The organism is Jiella sp. M17.18 (assembly GCF_041027365.1).
In the GTDB taxonomy this organism is placed as follows: domain Bacteria; phylum Pseudomonadota; class Alphaproteobacteria; order Rhizobiales; family Rhizobiaceae; genus VKMB-3413.
Genome location: NZ_JBFTEH010000049.1, coordinates 1 through 992, shown reverse-complemented (window position 1 = coordinate 992; position 992 = coordinate 1). Strand labels below are relative to the sequence as shown.

2 pseudogenes are annotated in these 992 nt (G+C 60.8%); both read right to left on the bottom strand.

The annotated features are described in order from the left end of the window. Window positions 1–336: 336 nt before the first annotated feature. Window positions 337–525: pseudogene (locus AB5S17_RS23405) on the bottom strand (IS481 family transposase); the annotation flags it as partial. A 5-nt stretch (window positions 526–530) separates the two neighbouring features. Further along, a pseudogene (locus AB5S17_RS23400) lies at window positions 531–992 on the bottom strand (integrase core domain-containing protein); the annotation flags it as partial.

Here is a 992-nt window from a genome sequence, read left to right as displayed (position 1 = left end):
CGCGGCTTCACGGTCACGAATGCCGCCGCCTATGACGGTGCGCAGCTCTCGCACGTCCTCGACCGCTCCAACACCGGCTCGAAGGTCTGGGCGGACACGGCCTATCGATCGGCCAAGAACGAGGAATGGCTGGAGAAGAACGGCTAAGTCTCTGACATCCACCGCCGGAAGCCGAAAGGGCGGCCGATGAGCGAGAGAACATCCCGGGCCAATGGCCGACGCTCGCGGATCCGTTCGGCCATCGAGCATGTCTTCGCCCGCCAGGAGGGCCCGATGGCGCTGTTCGTCCGCACCATCGGCATCGTGCGCGCCGAGATGAAGATCGGCATGGCGAACCTAGCTGTTCAGTCCCGGTATGTGATGGGTTGGATCGTTTGTGAATCGTTCGGGCTCTTCTGTCCAGCATCGGACGACATGCACGAACGGCGTGAGGCCTCTTAGGGTCTTCAGTCGTTTGGCAAAGTTGTAGGCGTTGACGAGGGTCTGGAGGTGTTCGCGCAACTGGTCATGAGTGCCGTAGTGGTAGCNAACGGCGTGAGGCCTCTTAGGGTCTTCAGTCGTTTGTCAAAGTTGTAGGCGTTGACGAGGGTCTGGAGGTGTTCGCGCAACTGGTCATGAGTGCCGTAGTGGTAGCGCCTGACGGTCGCCTCCTTGATCGTCCGGTTCATTCTCTCGACCTGTCCATTGGTCCACGGATGGTTCGGCTTCGTCAGCCGATGTTCGATGCCGTTGGCGGCACAGATCCGGTCGAAGAGGTGCCCCATGTATCGCGCAGTAGGACCGTCCCGATAGCGCGATGGGTGGCAGAACTGGACGCCATTATCCGTCAAAACGGTGTGGAACTTGTAGGGGATGGCCTCGATCAGATCGCGCAGGAACTGGCAGGCTGTGGCCCTGGTCGCCTTCTCCTCCAGCCGCACGAAGACGAACTTCGAGGTCCGGTCGATGGCGACGAACATATGCAGCTTGCCTTCGTCGGTGCGCACTTCCGC